This is a genomic window from Vibrio sp. SCSIO 43135 (assembly GCF_023716665.1).
GTDB classification, from domain to species: domain Bacteria; phylum Pseudomonadota; class Gammaproteobacteria; order Enterobacterales; family Vibrionaceae; genus Vibrio; species Vibrio paucivorans.
The window spans coordinates 673,336-691,513 of sequence record NZ_CP071860.1 but is presented as its reverse complement, the minus strand read 5'-3'; the positions used below and the strand labels follow the sequence as shown (position 1 = coordinate 691,513).

The 18,178-nt window shown below is 42.3% G+C and carries 13 protein-coding genes and 1 pseudogene; 5 read left to right on the top strand and 9 right to left on the bottom strand.

Annotated features, from left to right (window positions below; all coding sequences use genetic code 11):
• Positions 1 to 220: 220 nt before the first annotated feature.
• Complete coding sequence (locus tag J4N42_RS17435) at positions 221 to 1,123, top strand: helix-turn-helix transcriptional regulator (protein ID WP_252033853.1); 903 nt, start codon at positions 221 to 223, stop codon at positions 1,121 to 1,123.
• A 297-nt stretch (positions 1,124 to 1,420) separates the two neighbouring features.
• Positions 1,421 to 1,891 carry a hypothetical protein gene (locus J4N42_RS17430; RefSeq protein ID WP_252033851.1) on the top strand — a complete coding sequence of 157 codons (471 nt, stop codon included), beginning with the start codon at positions 1,421 to 1,423 and terminating at the stop codon, positions 1,889 to 1,891.
• Between the two features lie 580 nt (positions 1,892 to 2,471).
• Here J4N42_RS17430 and J4N42_RS17425 read toward each other — a convergent pair.
• The 5 genes and pseudogenes from J4N42_RS17425 to J4N42_RS17410 form a co-directional block, all read right to left on the bottom strand.
• A complete protein-coding gene (locus J4N42_RS17425; RefSeq protein ID WP_252033849.1) occupies positions 2,472 to 6,050 on the bottom strand; it encodes a sacsin N-terminal ATP-binding-like domain-containing protein in 3,579 nt (1,192 codons plus the stop codon).
• Positions 6,043 to 9,588 (bottom strand): helicase-related protein, encoded by a 3,546-nt coding sequence (locus J4N42_RS17420; protein WP_252033847.1) that lies wholly within the window; start codon positions 9,586 to 9,588, stop codon positions 6,043 to 6,045. The genes J4N42_RS17425 and J4N42_RS17420 overlap by 8 nt, the downstream gene beginning before the upstream one ends.
• Positions 9,589 to 9,842: 254 nt before the next feature.
• Positions 9,843 to 10,037 carry a BrxR family transcriptional regulator gene (locus J4N42_RS22680; RefSeq protein ID WP_503035490.1) on the bottom strand — a complete coding sequence of 65 codons (195 nt, stop codon included), beginning with the start codon at positions 10,035 to 10,037 and terminating at the stop codon, positions 9,843 to 9,845.
• A 240-nt stretch (positions 10,038 to 10,277) separates the two neighbouring features.
• A pseudogene (locus tag J4N42_RS17415) lies at positions 10,278 to 10,382 on the bottom strand (IS200/IS605 family transposase); the annotation flags it as partial.
• A 175-nt stretch (positions 10,383 to 10,557) separates the two neighbouring features.
• Positions 10,558 to 11,604: a GMP reductase gene (locus tag J4N42_RS17410; protein ID WP_252033845.1), complete on the bottom strand. Its 1,047-nt coding sequence runs from the start codon at positions 11,602 to 11,604 to the stop codon at positions 10,558 to 10,560.
• A 575-nt stretch (positions 11,605 to 12,179) separates the two neighbouring features.
• Here J4N42_RS17410 and J4N42_RS17405 point away from each other — a divergent pair.
• The gene (locus J4N42_RS17405) at positions 12,180 to 12,773 is read left to right on the top strand and encodes a porin family protein (RefSeq protein ID WP_252033843.1); all 594 of its coding nucleotides are present in this window, start codon (positions 12,180 to 12,182) and stop codon (positions 12,771 to 12,773) included.
• A 24-nt stretch (positions 12,774 to 12,797) separates the two neighbouring features.
• Here J4N42_RS17405 and J4N42_RS17400 read toward each other — a convergent pair whose 3' ends face one another.
• The 4 genes from J4N42_RS17400 to J4N42_RS17385 all read right to left on the bottom strand — a co-directional run bounded on the left by J4N42_RS17400 (position 12,798) and on the right by J4N42_RS17385 (position 16,546).
• On the bottom strand, positions 12,798 to 14,273 hold the full coding sequence (locus tag J4N42_RS17400; RefSeq protein ID WP_252033841.1) for an NAD(P)H-hydrate dehydratase: 1,476 nt from the start codon (positions 14,271 to 14,273) through the stop codon (positions 12,798 to 12,800).
• A 122-nt stretch (positions 14,274 to 14,395) separates the two neighbouring features.
• Positions 14,396 to 14,833 (bottom strand): PAS domain-containing protein, encoded by a 438-nt coding sequence (locus tag J4N42_RS17395; protein WP_252033839.1) that lies wholly within the window; start codon positions 14,831 to 14,833, stop codon positions 14,396 to 14,398.
• Positions 14,833 to 15,837: a response regulator gene (locus J4N42_RS17390; protein ID WP_252033837.1), complete on the bottom strand. Its 1,005-nt coding sequence runs from the start codon at positions 15,835 to 15,837 to the stop codon at positions 14,833 to 14,835. Before J4N42_RS17390 ends, J4N42_RS17395 begins: the two co-directional genes overlap by 1 nt.
• A 247-nt stretch (positions 15,838 to 16,084) precedes the next feature.
• Entirely contained in the window at positions 16,085 to 16,546 is a 462-nt protein-coding gene (locus tag J4N42_RS17385; RefSeq protein WP_252033835.1) for a TetR/AcrR family transcriptional regulator, read from the bottom strand.
• A 533-nt stretch (positions 16,547 to 17,079) separates the two neighbouring features.
• On the opposite strand from J4N42_RS17385, the gene J4N42_RS17380 reads away from it, so the two are divergent.
• The gene (locus J4N42_RS17380) at positions 17,080 to 17,379 is read left to right on the top strand and encodes a YfcZ/YiiS family protein (protein WP_252033833.1); all 300 of its coding nucleotides are present in this window, start codon (positions 17,080 to 17,082) and stop codon (positions 17,377 to 17,379) included.
• Between the two features lie 196 nt (positions 17,380 to 17,575).
• Positions 17,576 to 18,175: a hypothetical protein gene (locus J4N42_RS17375; RefSeq protein ID WP_252034196.1), complete on the top strand. Its 600-nt coding sequence runs from the start codon at positions 17,576 to 17,578 to the stop codon at positions 18,173 to 18,175.
• Positions 18,176 to 18,178: the final 3 nt, after the last annotated feature.

The window sequence follows — 18,178 nt, the reverse complement described above, 5'->3', positions numbered from 1 at the left end:
ATAAACAACGTGTCACTTACCTCCACTCTTGACTGTGATGGGCATTCTAGAGGCTCGAGCATGCTGAAATATACATTTTGCGCCAGTCAACACATCCCTGCTAACCTATCAAGCATGAATGGTTTGGTTTCACTACGCTAACATCGAATAAAACTCAAATAGCAAATAGTTAAGCTTTTGATTTAATGTAGATATTTACAGGGAACAACGTGAGGAATGTATGCGATTACCCACTATAGACAAACGTATTGTGCTGTCTTATCTAAAACAGCTGAAATTGTGTTGCGGCTCTTACGATCAGTTAGTTGACAAGGCAGGCATGCCGTTTTCGCTCGAAACCACGCCCGCCCTACATGTTCCCTTTTTACCTTTCAGTAAGCTACTTCACTTAGCCAAGTTAGAGATGCAGGGGGCAGACTTTACCCAATACTTAATACACTCTGTGAATGCTGTACCTCGTGAAGCCATAAACCTTGGTGACCTCTATGGGCGCCTTCCGCTAAGCCACTTACAGTTAAGCAAAACGGAAAGCAGTATGTCACTGCAAGCACAGCTTATTGAATCTGTTGAATTAAGCGTAGAATCCGAACTTAGCCTGATCACTTTACTTCATGCTAGTTTCAACGCTCATGTAGGAACTACGTTGGAACCGATTAGCTATCATTTGCAATCAACAAGCTCACAAGAGCTAGACCAACTCAAGATTAGAAACGACATCCCACAATATATGGGAGCAAAGGCGACAACAATCGAGTACTCAGTGTATGCAGATACTGAATTACCGCCAATAACGGAATCAGAACAGTCGTTCACTGAATCTGTACGGCAGTCACTCGCGCCCTACATTGGAAGACAAGATATATCGCTGGAGAACTTAGCTGAGATTTCCGGAATGTCCCGCCGCACAATTCAAAGGTATTTACAGTCAGACGGTTCCACATTTAGGGGAATTAAAGAACAGCTTAATATTGAATTTGCCAAGCGGGTTTTGGTAGACAGAAACGTTAGTATCGCCGATGTCGCTATCCACCTTGGCTACTCTGATTCAGCGCAGTTTATACGAGCATTCAAAAGAGTCACCAGATCTCCTCCCAAACAGTGGCTAAAAGAGCAACTTCGTTAGAAACTTAAGTTATCGATTTCACAGGCGTTTTAGGCAATTTGTCTTGCATAAATGTTGCCAAATCTATGGCCATCCATAGCTCTTCTACATCCTGAACTCTAAAATAAATAATCATAATAAGCTCTTAGTTTGGGAATAGAAGCGTATGATAAACAGCAGCTCCCCACCCTGCTTACCAAATAGCGCCACTAAGTTGTTTGAATTGATATTTGAATTGCGCCCAGGAGTATAAAAGCAAATTAGAAATAGTGTTCGCGATCTACTAGGGTAAGATCATGTTAGTAAAAAGGAATTTACATGAGCAACGTAGAAAAGGTATATGGATTCAACACACCTCAAAGGTTATTTGTTGGATATACATTGGCTATTCTAGTCGATTTAACCGTTCTCAATTTTTTTGATGAGTACTGGGAATACGTAACGATCGACTCTTTTACCATCTCGTTTGCTGCAGCAATGTTGCTTCAGTTACTTCTCAAACTCTCAATAGGGTTAGAACACAAACTTGCCAACTACTTCAAAACGAAACCGGGAACTGGTGCAAAAGTGATGAGAGGGATCTCTACGTACATCATCTTGGTTGGCTCCAAATTTGTGATGCTCGAAGCCATCAACCTTATGTTTGGTGATAAGGTCCAGTTTACCGGCCCACTCAACGGTGTTGTGGCGTTTTTTGCGGTGGTGTTTGTCATTCTAATCTCGGAAATAACAGTATCTCGAATCTACTTTGCATTAGAAGACCAGAAAGAAGACAAAGTATGCGAATAAAAAAAGCCCCATGATGCAAGCATCATGGGGCAAAATCCGGCTGTAAAATACAGAATCGAACAAACTCTTAATTCGAAACTGCGTATGTTCAGGTACCGCTACCACTACAGCCAATACAGGTTCCCCCAGGGCATGGGGCTCTCTCCTAAGTGGTGGAACAAACCGAGGCGAATTATGCAGTCTTTTGCTCGATACGACTTACCAATTTACGCCACGACATAATCTCTTTGATAATTAAGTTATTAATCAAACACAAAGCCCGTTCGACTAACACTGAAAACAAAAAAAGAGCCGCATCAAGCGGCTCTTTTTAAATAACTCATTTGTTGAAAAAACCATATATTGATATTGATGATTTCCTTTATTTCAACAACTTACTCAAAAAGCAACCATATATTGATATCACTTAAAACAACTATAAGTTGATATTTTTGTGAAAGTGTAACTTCGCACGGACCATCGATGAACGAAAACTACTTTCAGCTTTGAGTCAATCGTTGACAAGACTACCACACAAACCGGGGTCACATTCCGAACATTTTTAATTATTGGGAACCTAAAAGGCTGGGTTTAATCTTGGTCAAACCCAGCCTGTGCCGTAACACTCTCTACAAGGATTTGGTTTAATTACACCTTTACATTTAGGGCAATACTGTTTGCCATCTGGAATACTCACTTTAGTTTTAGTGGTGCTGCTAGTCGCAGGTTTTGGAACTAAGGGAGATTTCCGCGTAAGTCGTGTCAACTTTGGCGACTTTGTTTTCAATACGGGCTTAATTGGCTGCTTTGCAAGTAGCGCATCATATTCACTCCTGACTGTTAGTTTACCCTCAAAACCACGTGTCTTCAGGTAGCTAGTCCACCAGTTCTCAGCAGCAATTACAGACTCAAAACTAGCCACAACCTCTTTATTTGTACCAATTTTAACCGAGCCCGAATTGTTTGATGTAGTGATGAATGCATTTCTCCAGAGCGAAAGGTGTTTAGGAACAGCAACCCCATCAATAACGCAACTTACTTCTTCAACCGTTGATGATTGAGACTCAATCGAGGTCTCAACTGCGACAGATGTTACTCCGAAAATGGCCTTAACATCATTCATGTGGTTATCAGTAAAATACAGTTCTGTTTCAATTCCATTTAGCTGTAATGAAATGCTTCTATTCTCAGTTGTAGACAGCTTATCAAACAAAATAGTCTTATCAGAGTTACTATGCTTAAACATTGCTGCATGATTTGGACAGAGACAGAGATGGTTTTGAAAGTGCATAGAGTCACTTTCAATGAAGTCAACGATTTCAAAATAATAATCCCCATTCAGCTTCCTAAACGGCAACTCTTCTTGACATAACTGACAGATCATCGTTTCATTAATTGAATACTGGCTTTTTAAATAAGCTTCCGCTTCCTGCCTGACAGACGGCTTCCCTACAGCGACTGATCGTTCTCTTACTTCCTTACGCTTTTCTGGAGCTTGCTCTGCAGCTTTAGAAACTGCCAAGGCACGAGCTGCTGAATTACTTGAGCTCTGTTGCGGTAGCTGCTGGGAGAAGTTGTGAGCACTTGAAGTAACAGAAGCAATTAGTTGTTGCTTTTGTGCTTCAGAGATTGAACCACTTGAGATAAGGTCTAAAAGCTGAAAATCAGTCTGACTAGTGATTCCCAACCGTTTTGCTGCTTCCTTCTTAACAAGACTTTCTTTAGAGCTTTCTTCTTCCTTCTGACAGAATCTTATCTTATCCGCCCAGTCAGTTCCCAACGCGCGAAGAAAATTACCTGATAAGTCTTTCTTCTGAGCATCACATGGTTTGACAAATGTGCCACTTTTAGTAGGAACCCAAGCTCTATCACGAAGTAAACATATCCATTGAGAATCAGCAGTACGACTTGGGTTACTTTGGTTTTGACTGTAAACTGCAATCTGCTTATTGCGCGCTTGATTACTTACCGTCTTCAAAATGAGTTCTGACACAGCTTTATCATGTGCTTTTAGCAAACGCTCAAGCCCATCTATTGTGTAGTCTCTATTGACGCCGGTGTGAGTTGCATTCCCAGGAGCCGTTCTCAAGTAGCTCCACTTAGGATTACTAAGGCATGACGTTTCAATGATGTCTAAAGACTTGATTACACCAAGAAACTCGAAAAAACCGTTAAGCTCGTTGATTTCAATTCCCAACTGTAGGTACATGTTATTAATAGCATGTACAGTAGAGACGCCTTTAGCACCTAAAGCTATGGCCATTCCGGTTGACCTATATGGGTCATCAAGATAGGTACGATTCGGTTTAACGTAATCAAAATTACCGTCAAGGATTATTGAATGTTTTTTGAGTTCATTGGCTGCAAATTTTGCTTGCTTATACCATGAAAAAAACTTTTTCATATGCAATGCATGCGTTCCAAAATCCAACGATATCCTGTCAGATGAATAGTGTGTTTTTAAAATAGCAAGAATGCTTTCTTTTTCACCATACGTCTTAACACCTGTACCACTGAAAAATGAAATAACACCATCATGGACCTTCTTCGACTCACCTTCGAGTGGCGCCAACAGATCTGAACGTAAACAGGAAATACTATCGTCAGTAATGGAGTCCTCTAAAGGGAAATAGCACTCACTAGGCGCTTTTACCTGGCTATTATTGGTTGGAATGACCCTTAAAGAACTTACCGGATAACTAAGCTCGTCTCTCAACTCTGACGCAAATAACGAATACAGGTCTCGCAGCCATTGTGAACTTTTTCTCAGTATCCACTCATCGAAATTAGCCAACTCCTGCTTGGTTGCTTTCTCTTCAAATGAGTAACTTTTGGGTTTGTAGTACTCGAAACACTCTATTAAGTCATCCTTAGTCCATTCTGAAACTCCAGCGTCTATCAATAATTTGTATAAGCGATCATTTTTCTGATTGCTTATAATTGACCAGCCTACCGAGGCTATGCTGTTTCGTGTGAGATTTGCGAAGTCTAAGGTGTTGATAACACGAGCAATCCTGCTTTTGGTTAGATAAAGCAGTTTCCCTTTTTTGAATGAACCCTCTAGAGTCGGAACAAGCTCCTCGCTCATCAGAGATTTCTTGACTCGATCCCGTATTACTTGATATTTCTTGGGTACCGGATCGGATGAGTTCGGCATAGCCTCCAGGAAATTCCTATCTAACAATCCGATTGACTTAACTTCATGCAAAGCCTTCTCTATGGTATCAGCTAGGTAGTCATATAATCTGTCATTTTCTGGGGTATCTTTAACGCTAGCTCGGCTCAACTCAGTTACAAAAGGGGCGTGAACATGAAACCTTAAACCAGAAGTTTCTTTTTCAGCAGGGAAGAAAGCCGACACAGTACCTCTTTTGATCCCCTCAACAACAAATCGTTCAGCGAGCTTCGCTTTTTCTGAATCAGTATTATTTGTCTTTTGCGGCTTTTCTCTTAGCTTAAATGCTATTGAGGAAAATAGAGTTTCTTTCTCCCCGAACAAAGTAATATAACGCAACCAATTAACGACGACAGGCTTACTGTCAGAATCACTCTTTTGAGCGATCGAAATATGATTGTCAGCTAATTCCTCTCGTTCAATACTGCCTAAAAACTCGCCATCGACAAACCATTCGACTTTTTTAATATTTCTGAGAAACAGCAAAGCACTTCCAGACAGCTGCTTCAGTGCGTGACCTATTTCTTTATACGACTCTTGAGGTGTTTTTTTCTTACTATTAAACGGGAACTCAAAAACTGTTACAGCATCATGATTACTAGGGTTACGGAATGTGGGTACGACGAATCTCTCGATCGTGAAATCGAGGTTGCCTGACTTTACTCTTGGAGATTCGGTATATACGAAAACGGCTTTAAACCCAATACCAAACCGCCCTATAGAGTTATCGTCATCCTTTTTGCTACTTTCCCCAATGTCTGTGATAGCACTGATGTCCTGGTCATTAAAAGGTCTACCGTCGTGAGAACAGGTCAATTGCTCTTTAGATAAAGAAAACGATACCGCTGTAGCGTTAGCATCTTCAGCATTTTGAAGCAGTTCATAAATGAAGTGAGCCTTGTCAGGATATAGATCTTCAACAATTCTTCGTAATGCTGGTTTCCTCTCCAACCAATACGCATACTCTTCTCTATCTTTGATTAACTCTTCAATAAATTTATTCATTGTCTTCTACAACCACTACACCTGCACACAACTCTGAAAAATGAACATCACCACTATCTCCCAATCTTTGCAGTTCATTTAACCGCAACTGAAAATCAGTATTAGCATGTATCAATTCGCTTTGCTTCATCTTGGCAATCTTGGGGTTATTAGCATTCTCCATTTGTTCAAAAATGGTCTTGCAACGAGCTTTATGACTACTCGTTAAACTCTGCACTTTCACCTCAGCTAACTGCCTATTATCGGCAATATGTTTTACTTGAGCACGACTCCACTGTTCATAATGAAGGTCAGCTAAAGCTTTAGCTTCAGATTCACTCAGTCTTTTTTTGACTTGCTCTTGCGTCAAAGCTTCAGAGATTAAATCTAGCAAGTTATCAGCCAGCACTTTGCTCTCACTAACTACCACTAACGTATCGTCTGAACGAATACCTTTTTTATTCCACTGGTAAATGGAAAATGGGTAACGACCTGTTGGTAGCTTTTCGCAAGGTAAACTAATGTACGCTTCAATTTTTTCATTTGGTGCCAAGGCCTGAGTCGCATACTGAATTAGTGGGTGCTCCAATGTCACAAGAATATTGCTTTCGTTTTTATACTTAGGCTCAAAGACCACTGACAGTCTTGCGCTAGATCCAGATAGCCATGATAACCACTCTCTTTGACCAACAGAGAGCTTTGAGGAATCTACATGATGCTCCTTCAACAGAGTTTTCCTCTGTTCAGCGTTTAAGTTCAATATCGCTTCATTGTCGGAACTAATATAAGTTCTATTATCTGAAAGAACATTTGATAAGTAGATGTTAATCAGATTCTTCAGAGCAGGCGGAGAAAGTAACGCCTGCTTAAACTGGCTAAGCTCTCCAAAGTCGTCACTTTCACCAGGGATTGTTAAACCAAACAACTCTGATTGCTGTGCAGCTAATCGTTCATTCTCAGCAATTAATCGAATCTTATTGTCAGCTAATTGACTCAGTTGCTTCTGCACCTCTGTACGCGTTAGGGATAAATTTTCTGCTAAACTCCGAATACCACTACTTATCTCTCCCAATATCTCCTCACAGCCCCCTATCGCATTTTTAAACACGCCAATCCTAACTAGACACCTTTCATATATATCAGCGTCTACAGTCCCGGGGGTTACAAAATTGACTATAGCCACCGCTTCACTTTGCTGACCATACCTATCAATTCGTCCAATTCGTTGTTCAACCTTCATCGGATTCCAGGGAAGATCGTAGTTAAACAAACAGTCACAAAACTGAAAATCTAACCCTTCACAACCAACTTCAGAGGATAAAAGAATATCGATGCTCTCTGAGTCTGTTGATTCCATGGAAAACCTGTTCCTGATATCCCTTCTTTCCTGATCTGAAATGCCACCATGTATTACCCCAAACCGTAGTCCAGAGGCTCCCAACTTCGCCTCTAGGTACTTAATGGTATGCCGAAAAGTAGTGAAGATAAGAACCTTTCTATTTGCTAAGGCGAGCTTTTCCCTAATGAGTTGAATAAAAACGTCTGCTTTTGGGTCTGATGTGGGTAAGTTCTTACACAAAGCCAGCAATTCAACAACTCTATCCTTGATCAGTGAAACCTCAGACTCTGAGACTCTACTAATTGGGAGCTCATCATACGACTCATCTATTTCTAACTGAGCAAGCTTATTACTCAGAAGATCGTTAAGTAGAGGGGCTAACCCATGTATACAACTCGCAGCTTGGCGTCTAATCATGGTCATCATAAAGCGAATGTTTTGATGTCCATGTGTCACTTTCAAAATATCGGCGACGACGTCTAGAAGAGTGTCATGAACAGCCCTCTGCTCCTGCGTAAATTCTACAGACACAGTTTCAGGCTTACGAACAGTAAACTCCCCGATATCTCGCCTTCTTGTCCTATTGATAAGAGGACTAAAGGTGTTTAGTTCTTCTAGTTTGCCGATGGCTGAAACTCTTACCTCATCAGGAACTCTTGGTTCAGATAATGTGTCGTAGATCTCTTGAAACCGTGGAGTCTCGCGTATAAACATTCTTCCCCATTCAGTTTCAGACAGCGCTTTTAGCTTAACAATCGCATTTTCTTGCCAACCTTCATTTGCTTCGCGGAGTATATGAATTGCTTCATTGGAATACTTGTTAGGGACAGCCATAGAGTGAAAACTATTCTCATCTATGATGAGCTCTGGCCGTAGTACATTCAACAATGTATACAAGTCACTGCTGCCTAACTGGACTGGTGTAGCCGACAGGAAAACTACCGCATTAGCGTTATCACACAGAAACTTAACCCCTTGGTGAAGGTTAGTGTTTCTGTTCCTGATATTGTGTGCTTCGTCTACGATTATTAGATCAAATTTTGGTGGTGTGCTTAGCTCGAGAAGACCATTATTACGCTTTGTCTTTGTATCCTCCCCATGCAAAAGAGCTGAATCGAACAAAGAAAAAGGCAATATTGCCTTTGTATGGCTTTCTGGCCAATGACCCTCAATCTCTGTCTCTTTGAGGCAGTACCTTAACGTTTTTCCATCCAAGGGAACAAAATTTTCCCCAAAGCGCTTCATTTCTAGTTCCCATTTTCTCTCTGCAACAAGTGCTTTTGGACAGATAATGAGTACAGACTTGATCGTTGTCCTAGCGGAAAGTTCCTTCAATATAAGCCCAGCTTCTATCGTTTTACCAACACCCACTTCATCCGCTACCAAAAGTCTAGGCTGTTCCGCTTGAATGATTTTAATCGCTGGTCGGTATTGATATGGGACGAAGTCAATGTCAGCTGAATTTAGAGAATAGAGGCTACTATTAGACGGTAAACTAAGGCTTGTTGCACTCAACGAAGCCCAAAGTTCCTCTTTCGAGCACCTTTCAAAACCTTGTTCACTATCAGAACCCATCTCTTGCAACTGGCTTTGGAAGTATGTAGATACTTTACCTGACTCAAATACCTCATAAGCTGGCTCGACTCCGTCAAGCTTCACTTTCATGATCGGTAAGACTACATTAGAGTCAGACCTCAAAGTAACTAACTGTCCTGGCTGAAAATGGGGAACATCCCCGCTTTGATAAGTTTGAACAGTATTCTCAGGACCATTCGTCCCATTGTTCTTATGGGCTAAAGCGTCGAGCAAATTGTCCCTTGCACCATACAAGGCTGGCAGACTTTTTTCATCACAGCTAATAACTTCAATTAATCTAATCAGTGTATCAAGATCACGATATTCTTCACTGATAGGCAAGTCGGTTGATGCATGAGCCCATTTATTCCTGATAGTTTGAAGCTCTTTAACCCAGTTTCTCGCCTCGCGAGGTAATTTACATACGCCCACTAACTCAAACCAGTTTTGGTCTAAAACCCTGAGCAATGCTGCTAGGTCGAGTTCGTAAATTGATGTAAAACCCTTCTCCAGAGCTACCTTTTGCTGTTGGAATGATAGTCTTTCAATAACATTATTCTCCCACCAATCATCTGATAAGGTGGGCAAATTGGAACTAAGAAAGTCTTGCAAAGCTCTAGTCATGATTTTGAAATTTGTAAACATCAACGCACCTCTCGATCTAAAGCATAGGTTACATATAAGAGTGAAAATTACTTACCAACTCACGCCAAGCATAAATCAAACTACATTCCAACGATTCTCTACATGCTTGACGTGCAAATCGTTTTAAACACAGAGGTTTGGGCAAACAGCTTGTACTGAATGGTCCACTTAGGACCCTATACCTTTGTTACCAACACTGACCGGCTGGGCGGTACTAGTCTTATTGATGGAAACCAAGTAAAGCCAGTGGCTTTCTAAGCCCGATGACTTTTTAAGTGCAGCTGATGTCGCAAAGCGTTCAGGGAGCTCTCTTCGGAGCAGTCCACATTCCACTGCGTGAGTAGGTATCCCACCAGAGCAGAGCAAACTTCAATATTTATTTTCTCTTGAATCACTTTATAATCAAGCCCAATAATCTTAGGGTGCTTGCTTTGTGGGTGGGCGCCAATCTCAAGATGAAAAGCTGTATTGCAAGCTTTGTCGAAACTTGAAGATTCACCGGCTTTAAGTGGCGTTCCTGAAGTCTCTATTTTTGTAAATCGACTGCAAACTGAATCACAAAAACTATTAGCATTTCGATCAAGTGCTCGAACATATCAGCGATGACTGTCACTAATCAAGTGAAAGATAGCCTCTATGTTCTTGCAAAGACCCAAGCCTTACAATAGCTATGAAAGCCTCTAAAGCTACTTTCCTAAATTACCTTTCAAGATTTTCAGGCAGTATTTGGGTGTCCAGACGATGTGGTACTGACACCTATGATATACGTCTGAGGCGGATTTATATCTGCTCATGTTCTTTATTTCCTTCATTTGCTGGTTACAAACGAGGACATCTGAACATAAGCATTCTTCGGGTATAGCCCAAAGGAACGATCACCACCTTCTAAAGAAGGTGGTTTAAGGTTAGAAAACAAAAAAAGAGCCGCATCAGGCGGCTCTTTTTAAATAACTCATTGGTAATGGAAAATTACTTCTCTTTACCGAAAACGTTGTTCTCTTGCTCTTGTACGCGGATAAAGGTAGTACGCTTAGTTAGCTCTTTAAGCTTTGCTGCACCTACGTATGTACACGTTGAGCGAACACCACCAAGGATGTCTGAAATCGTGTTGTTTACATCACCACGGAAAGGAAGTAGTACGGTTTTACCTTCAGCTGCACGGTACTGAGCAACACCACCAGAGTGCTTATCCATTGCAGATTGAGAAGACATGCCGTAGAACTTCATGAATTTCTCGCCATCTTTCTCAATAACTTCACCGCCAGATTGCTCGTGGCCGGCTAGCATACCGCCAAGCATTACGAAATCTGCACCGCCACCAAATGCTTTAGCAACGTCACCAGCACATGAACAGCCACCGTCACCGATAATCATACCGCCTAGGCCGTGTGCTGCGTCTGCACACTCAATGATTGCTGAAAGCTGAGGGTAACCAACACCAGTTTTAACACGCGTAGTACATACGGAACCTGGGCCAATACCTACTTTTACGATGTCTGCGCCCGCTAAGATAAGCTCTTCACACATATCGCCAGTTACAACGTTACCTGCTGAGATAGTTTTCGTTGGGAATGCTTCACGAACGCGCTGAACAAACTCAACTAGGTGCTCTGAATAGCCATTTGCGATATCGATACAGATGAACTCTAGATCTTCGCTTAGCGCTAAGATTTCAGAAGTTTTATCAAAGTCACGATCAGACGTACCTGTAGATACAAATACTTTATTTAGCGTTTCTTTGTCTGAATTTTTTACGAACTCAGCCCATTGCTCAACAGTGTAATGCTTGTGCATTGCCGTCATTGCGCCATGCTTAGCTAGTTCAGTCGCCATTTCAAAGCTACCTACTGAATCCATGTTTGCTGCAATAACTGGAACTCCAGACCATTGACGACCACTGTGCTTAAATGTAAAATCGCGGGTTAAATTTACTTGAGAACGACTTTTAAGAGTTGAACGCTTCGGGCGAAACAGTACATCTTTAAAGCCTAACTTAAGTTCTTGTTCGATACGCATTGTGTAAATTCCTTGATTTATTAGTACATGTTCCAGTGGGCATATGGCTTACTCGAAAGAGCACAGTCATAACTAAACACAGTCATAACTAAGCATAGTGCGTTGGCATTGCGTTGGCAGACGCTTTACCTTTCTTCGGACACAAAAAAACCGGAGCGTTGGCAGACGCTCCGGTTTTCAGCATTATAGGTTGTGATTTATTTCCCGCAAGACTGATAAAATTATTTTTTTTGTGTTACCTTACGTCAGAAATCATACCCCAAAACGAGCAAACCGTTCTCTTTTCCTAAGAACACCCTAACACCTCCTTAAATTACAAACACTTAGCTAGAATTTTATATTCTTTAATTTTGCAACCATCGTTTCGCAAACGTTTACCGAAATCGTTACCTCTTATTACAAAAGCCACACAACGTGATTCAAGTCACACCCAAAACCCTAGAACGGCGGTTAATTTTCATACTGTTCTTTCCGATTATTTTTCACATCACAAAGAACATAGAAATGATCTATAGCATTACTTATCTGGTTTGGTTATTGCTTTAATTTATTCATAACGTCAAAAGAACAACAACATGAATACCAAGTCATCATTAACATGGAGTGAAGTGATGAAAGTAACCTACTCAAGCTTATTTATTATCGCACTACTACTTATTAAGCCCGCTGTATCTCTGGCGGCTTCATCACCACACCAAATCTATATCGATACCGGTTACGCTGAGCTCAAAGGGCCATTTGGTAAAGATGACACTTGGGTGACCAATGTAGGTTACAGCTACTTTTTTACACCATTCATCGGCTTCGACGTGGGCTACACAGACACGGTGATCAGCACCGCTGAATATGTGAACTCGCTAGATGAAACAATTGAGGCCGGTTATAAAGGCTTTTATGGCGGGGCTAGAATTGAACACCCGATACGCAATATCGGTATGCTGTATGCGAAAGGTGGGCTGAGCCATACAACCCTAGAAGAAGTGAATGTGACTAGTGCTCCTAACACCACCATTGACACCTCTGGCACTAATCCTTACTTCGGCATTGGTGCCACAATTCCTTCACGCATGCAGCCGAATCTCGAGTTTAGTATCGAGTACAACTACCAAGACTTAGAGGGAGATTACAAAAACTCGGCGATTTTATTCGGTGCACACTATCGACTTTAAATGGTTATTGTTCAGTTTAAGTCATCATTGATTCATCAGGCGGCGAATAGCTGGAATTAGGTCGCTTGCGAGTAGCCCTCTTGAGCCAAATTCAGTTGCAAGTTCGTCTGCTGCGACACTATGTAGCTGAACCCCTGTCAGCGCAGCATCACTCAACGACATGCCCTGCGCCAATAAGCTGACAATAACGCCCGTTAATACATCCCCCATTCCACCAGAACCCATTCCAGCGTTACCGGCGGTGCAAACATAGATGGTTTGTCCATCATGTACTAGCGTACCAGCACCTTTGAGAACAATAACCCCTCCATAGATTTGCTGTAGCTGAGTCACTGCTTGGAAACGATTCGATTCGACTTCTTTAATTGAACATGCCAACAAGCGTGCTGCTTCACCAGGGTGAGGCGTTAGTATTCGGTTATCGTCTTTGAAGGGATTTTCAGCCAATAACGTCAAAGCATCTGCATCCAACACTTTTGCTTTGTCATAACGGCGTACTAATTCAAACAGTGAACGAGCATGATTTGACGTGGATAGCCCGGGACCAAGAGCAATGGCATCAGACCAATCAACCCGTTTGGCGACAAAAGCCATACTTTGCCAGTTTGAAACCATAACTTCAGGGCAGTGATTTAACATTGGCGCTATGCTCACTTCGTTAGTCAGCACTGCAGTAAGGCCTGCGCCTGATCGAGCAGATGCGTTCCCAGAAAGAATAATGGCACCGGAGAAACCTTGCTCGCCGCCTATTAACGCTACCTTGCCATGCGTTGATTTGTGAGAAGCGGGTTTACGTTTCGGTAAAGATGATTGCCAACAACGTGAATCGATAGCCAAGGTAGCCGGCACATTCTGCCTATGGAAGGTTTCAGATACCCCTAACCCATCATAAACAAACTTACCGGTATGATTTCGTGCTTGCCCTGTCACTAACCCCTGTTTCATTCCAATAAACGTGACTGTATAGAACGCTTCGATGGCCACACCCAATACACTCCCTGTATCAGCACAAAGCCCCGAAGGTATATCTACCGAGATTACTTTAGCCGAGTGAGCATTGATCAGTTCGATTATCGATCGCTGCGCAACGCGAACTTCTCCTGTTAACCCCGTACCGAGTATCGCGTCGACGATCAGTTCAACGTCGCTCACTATCGCGAGAGCTGGCTTTTCAACGCGGCCACCAGCACCGATATAGGCTTGATACGCTGACTTAGCGTCGCCAGTAAGCTTTTCTATATCTACCGCTGACCAAAGCTCAACGTTGACTCCTGCTTCAAGTAGCAATCTTGCTACGACATAACCATCACCACCATTATTGCCTCCACCGCAACACACAAGCACTCGCCGTACACTTGGAAACTGCCGCTTAATAGTTTGAAACACGGCTAAGCCCGCACGTTCCATCAAGGCATACATTTCGACTTGGCAATCTTTGGCGGCTTTCTGCTCACCCGATTTAACTTGCTGCGCCGTGTAAAAACGAGCTTGTTCATCCATCAGTAGAGGTCTCTAGAGGCAATTATTATTCGTTATAAGCATAGACAAAAAAGCCAAGGAAAACCTTGGCTTAGTTGACATAGTGATTATTATAGATACCGAAGTTCAGCAGCGGTAAGGCTTCAAGCTTTACCAGAAATCAAGGCTTCCGCAGTCGCATCTTGGATCGAAAGAAATAGAGATTTAATTTCTCCCGTTGGGGTACGCATCGGATTCAGTGTGACATTTTGGTACATGAAATCCGCTTGCTGGGTAACTGGCCTCACGTTACGACAACGGAATAAATATGGCCGTTGCTGCCAAGTGATAAAGCTTCGACAACCAAGGTCATAAACAGGCTTTGTCTTAAACTTAAACCACTCTTGAGGGATCTCAGGAAACAGTTCAAACAGTGACTTTCCAATCGCATCATGAGATTGCTTACCACTGTGATGAGTCATAAAGCCATTCCACACTTGCACATTGTAGTCCCTGTCGATAACGATCAATCCCATATCGACATTTTGCACCATGTCCACCATCCAGTGGAATTGCTCAAATTCAGCAGGAAGATTCAACATCAAAAGTCCTCCATCAAATAGGCTAGCTTGTTATCGAGCAGAGGGAGTGACTCGTCAACGAACATAAACAGTAAATCACAGCGAATCGAAGTGCCATCGATGTTATAACTTACCTCGAAGGTCATGGTCTTTTTAAATGACCCCGTCGTCGAAGAAATTACCGAATCGATAGAAATATGCTGGCCTAACAACACAGGTGAACTCTGGAAGAAACGCACTTCAGATTGTTCTCCCAAGCCGTTAAGAAAAGACCCCACAAGGATGTTGGATACGTCCATCAAAAGTTCTAATTCTTCTAGCTCTTCGCTGTCTGCTGGGATCTTCATAAGCTTCTTCAGATCCGAAACACTGGAATCACTAAGCAGCACCAAAGCTTCGCCCGCAATACCTTCACCACTGAAGCCCTGACACACGCCAGAAACTTGGTCATTTTCAGCAAGGTCACGAAGGGCCATATGGAGTTCACTCAACTCCAATATATTTACGTTAGGCAATGGCAAGTGCACAAACACATCAAAATGTCGCGCTAACGCATCAGCTGCGCGTCCAATCGAAACGTTTGCCACTTCCATATACACATCTCGGCGACGAAGTATTGGCAGCTCAACCGATACTGGAGTCACTATACGCGGCTGGGTAACTGGCTCTACAAGTTCTTTTAATACATCGTTGAGAATTTGTTTATCGATGGGCTTTTGAATAAAGGCTTTTGCGCCAAGTGCGGTCACGCGTTCTTTGGCTTTAGGCTGAATATCCCCAGACACAACAACTACAGGGATCGAATAGCCTCGCTTTTGGATTTCTTCTAACGTACCAAAGCCATCCAGCTCGGGCATCGTCAGATCCAAAAACATCAATTTGAATTCATTTTGGGCTAGTTGGTCCAGTGCATCTAAACCGTGCACTGCAAAAGTGATATCTGCGTTGAGTGATGCAGGAAGAGAACGTGCCATCTGCTTGCGCGCAAGCGCAGAGTCATCACAGATGAGTACGGGATAAGACATGCGATCACCTACTACTATTTTACTGTCGAATAAATACAGTGTAACAGATAGTTACCGGACAAGATCCCAAACGTAATGATATTTTCACATTTATATTGCCAAGATTATAAGAAGCGAAGTTGGGAAAAGAAAATGCCGTTAGATAAAAGAGTATGTCACTGTTATTCAACGTTTAATGGCAAGCGTTGCTCAAGAGAAAGGGAGAAAGTAAAAAGCCCTCGAATGAGGGCTTGATAATGAACTGTTTTTATTTGGTCATTCGAATCAACGAGCAACCCATGAGCCACTCCAGCTCACGTGCACTAGCCTCACCAAATTGGGTTTCTAACAGCTTGTACAAGCGGTCTACACCTTGCGCAGCAAACTCATGCGCGTTTTCGGTTGTTACAATATGGTGGAACAGCAAACGAAGAATCGCTAAGAACTCTTCGTTCTCTAGTGATTCAATCCAACTCTGTGAAAACGCTTCTAGGCCGTTTTCAAAGTCTAAGTGTTCGATAAACAATCTGAAAATACGACCATCTAAAGCAGCGGTAAAATCGGTCTTTTTCGGAAAGTGGTGGCTAATACCAGTACGTGATACGCCCGTCTGTTGACTCAGAGTGGTGTACGACATCTTGTCGTAGCCCAGTCTTAACAGTTGGTCGACCACTGCATCCATAATTTTCTGGATAGTGATCTCAGTATCTTCTTTACTACGTTTAGGCATGGTGAGGCTCTTCTCTCTGTAAATCCATCTGACTCAAATTGAGTCTTGAATGAAAATCTCTACGGTTTGTCCACAATGATTCACAGCGATTTATATATAGTTTTGTACGCCATGAAGACTTTTCATCGGTTGGCTTAAACCAAGCTGTTTATTCCGAACAGCATAGCCTAAAACAATCCGACTCACCAAAGCGAAACTAATTTTTCACTTTTGTTTGTGCAACATATCTAGCTAACAAATGTGATAGCTTGCTGCATTGGTTATATAAATATTTTATCCATCGGGATGATGTTATAAAACCAGCCAATACACAACTCAGGGAAACGATACCCCACAGAATTCTGACACACTGTTACGCATTTATATGATCTACATCACATGTAACAAAGCAGGCTGGAGGTATATAGGAAGACAGTTACATACCCGATATCAACATAACATACCGTTTCTTGCGGCTTTAATTTGACTCCGTTTTTGTAGATGAAGATCAAATTCAATTGTAGAATAGCCCTAATTTCTTTAAGGAGTACCTAATGAGCATCGAACAAACCGAAGCTGAAGTATGTGAAGCATGTGGCTGTGCTGGCGAAATGGGCTTTATTATCAAAGAAGGTGACGACGTCGCAGAAGTCACGATTTTTGCCAATAACAAAGAACAGCTAGATGGCGAATTCCAAAAATACCTGACATTGGCACAACAAGTCTGCGCAAACGTCGAGCACGAACTTAGCCCTGTGTCTGACGAGTCTAAAGAACTGACTGCCCGCTTCAAGTTCGAAGTTAGCGCTGAAAAACTGATTTTTGAATTGAAATCTCGCTCTATCTCACGATGAGTCTAATTACTAAAAACGAGCCCTTGGGCTCGTTTTTTATTCCTCACACACATCCAATACTGCCCTTTCCATCCACACACAAAAAAAACAGCTAAGCCGCTGACATAAAATCACAAATTGTCGGCTTGCCATTGCACTGCCAAACAAAGCCACCGATACTACCACTATGTTTGTATCATCGACTTCTTGGCCATTTATGAAGGCAGCACTACTCTTCTTGACCCTAAGCCTACTTTCTACTCACGCCGCTGCCGAGCCGCTTGATTACTACCGTATGCTCAATCATTTAGACAACTACGGTAACTTAGATCTACGCAATAAACCCTATACAGCGCTACCCGATGGTCTACAGGTCAAAGGAAACCTCAATATTGCAAAAACATCGATTGAGCGCCTACCTAAGGGCTTGGATATTCAAGGGAGCTTGGATGCCTCAAATAGCAAACTAAAGCGCATTGAAAAAGGCACTAAAATTAAGGGGTTTGCAAACTTGTTAGGCAGCGAACTCACTCGATGGCCTGGCGGAATCCAAGTCGGCGGTTTTATCAACCTAACCGACACCAAAGTTACCTCACTCCCTCCGCGTTTTTATGTCAAAGGCGACTTGAGTGTCATTAGAACCCCCCTTGAGCAGCTACCTGAGGGCCTGACTGTCGAAGGCAATTTGTTTATTGGCGGTTCAAAAATAACGACTTTCCCAGACACTATGACAGTCAATGGCAATATATTCCTTGGAGGCAACGTCGTGACTAAATGGCCAAGCAATTTAACACTGGGCGGAGCGGTAGCTCGTTAACGT

Bases quoted from the DNA above. Each gene is read 5' to 3' on its own strand.
- J4N42_RS17435 (WP_252033853.1), top strand. From the start codon at position 221: ATGCGATTACCCACTATAGACAAACGTATTGTGCTGTCTTATCTAAAA.
- J4N42_RS17430 (WP_252033851.1), top strand. From the start codon at position 1,421: ATGAGCAACGTAGAAAAGGTATATGGATTCAACACACCTCAAAGGTTA.
- J4N42_RS17425 (WP_252033849.1), bottom strand. From the start codon at position 6,050: ATGAATAAATTTATTGAAGAGTTAATCAAAGATAGAGAAGAGTATGCG.
- J4N42_RS17420 (WP_252033847.1), bottom strand. From the start codon at position 9,588: ATGTTTACAAATTTCAAAATCATGACTAGAGCTTTGCAAGACTTTCTT.
- J4N42_RS17410 (WP_252033845.1), bottom strand. From the start codon at position 11,604: ATGCGTATCGAACAAGAACTTAAGTTAGGCTTTAAAGATGTACTGTTT.
- J4N42_RS17405 (WP_252033843.1), top strand. From the start codon at position 12,180: ATGAATACCAAGTCATCATTAACATGGAGTGAAGTGATGAAAGTAACC.
- J4N42_RS17400 (WP_252033841.1), bottom strand. From the start codon at position 14,273: ATGGATGAACAAGCTCGTTTTTACACGGCGCAGCAAGTTAAATCGGGT.
- J4N42_RS17395 (WP_252033839.1), bottom strand. From the start codon at position 14,833: ATGTTGAATCTTCCTGCTGAATTTGAGCAATTCCACTGGATGGTGGAC.
- J4N42_RS17390 (WP_252033837.1), bottom strand. From the start codon at position 15,837: ATGTCTTATCCCGTACTCATCTGTGATGACTCTGCGCTTGCGCGCAAG.
- J4N42_RS17385 (WP_252033835.1), bottom strand. From the start codon at position 16,546: ATGCCTAAACGTAGTAAAGAAGATACTGAGATCACTATCCAGAAAATT.
- J4N42_RS17380 (WP_252033833.1), top strand. From the start codon at position 17,080: ATGAGCATCGAACAAACCGAAGCTGAAGTATGTGAAGCATGTGGCTGT.
- J4N42_RS17375 (WP_252034196.1), top strand. From the start codon at position 17,576: ATGAAGGCAGCACTACTCTTCTTGACCCTAAGCCTACTTTCTACTCAC.